General features: G+C 74.1%; 1 protein-coding gene. It reads left to right on the top strand.

Translation table 11 applies throughout. The features are described 5' to 3' along the window. Positions 1–216 precede the first annotated feature (216 nt). A partial coding sequence (locus tag G3N18_RS15750) for an LGFP repeat-containing protein (RefSeq protein WP_420827113.1) occupies positions 217–1,322 on the top strand: 1,106 nt, incomplete at its 3' end.

The raw sequence follows: 1,322 nt of genomic DNA, 5'->3' as shown, positions 1-1,322 counted from the left end.
GGCCGGCCCCGCCACGCCCGCCGGCCCGGCCGCGCCCGCCGCCCCCCCCCTCTCTCCCGCGCTCCGCGGCCACCTCTCCAGCGACCTCGGGGTTCGCCAGGTGCGCGATCTCACCCCCCCCACCAAGACGTCCCGAGCATCGCGGGTCTCGCCGAATCGCTGCGGCGCGGCGAGGTCGGCGCCGTCGAGGCATCCCTCACCCGGCCGAACGTCTTCTTGCGCAACGACGCCCTCGCCGCCGCGGTCACGACCCTGCGGCCCGACACCCGCGCCGAAGCGCTGTCCCTCGCCGACCTCGACACGACTCCCGACGGTGCCGGGGGAGCGCTCGCCCGCCTCGTCTCCGACAGCGAGCGCCTCGGCGCCGACCTCGCGGTCGCCGTCGGGAACATCGGCTACATCGTGAGCGGTCCGCGCGCCCAGCTCTTCCAGCACGGCATCGTGATCGTCACGGCCAATGCCGCGGTCGAGCTCTTCGACGAGATCTTCGCGCACTGGCTGCTGCTCGGTGGCACGCGGGGCTTTCTCGGCGCCCCGCAGGGAAGCCAGATCGACATCGTCGGCGGCGCGTACGCCGACTTCGGCGGCGGGCGCATCTACTGGTCGGCCCGCACCGGGGCGCACGAAGTGCACGGCGCGATCCTCGGCCGCTACTTCAACGTCGACGGCACCGACCGCGCCCTCGGCTTTCCGACGAGCGACGAACTCCCGATCGACGGCTACCCGACCGCCCGCATGTCGACGTTCGAGCGCGGCATCATCTTCTGGACGCCCGAGGGCGGCGCCCGCATCCTCACCGGCGACTTCCTCGCGGCGTGGACCGCCGCCGGCGGCGTCTCGCATTACGGCCTTCCCACCGGCGAGGCGCAGACGACCACCCGCGACGGCATCGAGTACCGCTGGCAGGTGTTCGAGCGCGGCGTGCTGCTGTGGACCGAGGCCCTCGGCTGCGTCGACCAGTTCACGGTGCGCATCGCCCGCGTCGCCACCGGAAACATCGACGACGGGTACGAGCTGAGCGGCCCCATCCCCCGTGACGACACCACCGCCGAGCTCATCGTGCGGGCCTGGGTGTGGGTCGACGGCGCCGAAGTGCTCCATCGGGAGAGCGGCCACGGCGGCTCGTCGATGGACCTCGACGGGCGCTCCTCGGCGCGGGCGGGCTCGTGCGCATCGCCGCCGACCTCGCGCGTTCCGCCGTCGACACCCTCACGGCGCAGCAGCTCTCGAGCGCCCGGCCGGGCCTGCGGGTCGTCGGCACGGGCGCGGCGCGCATTGCCGACGTCTCGCTCGACCTGCGCACGGGCGGAGCGGTGGGTGCC

Origin of the sequence: Microbacterium paulum (assembly GCF_015707995.1) — a bacterium.
Lineage (GTDB): Bacteria > Actinomycetota > Actinomycetes > Actinomycetales > Microbacteriaceae > Microbacterium > Microbacterium paulum.
Note: the sequence above shows the minus strand (reverse complement) of the source record. Positions and strands in the feature narration are given on the sequence as shown.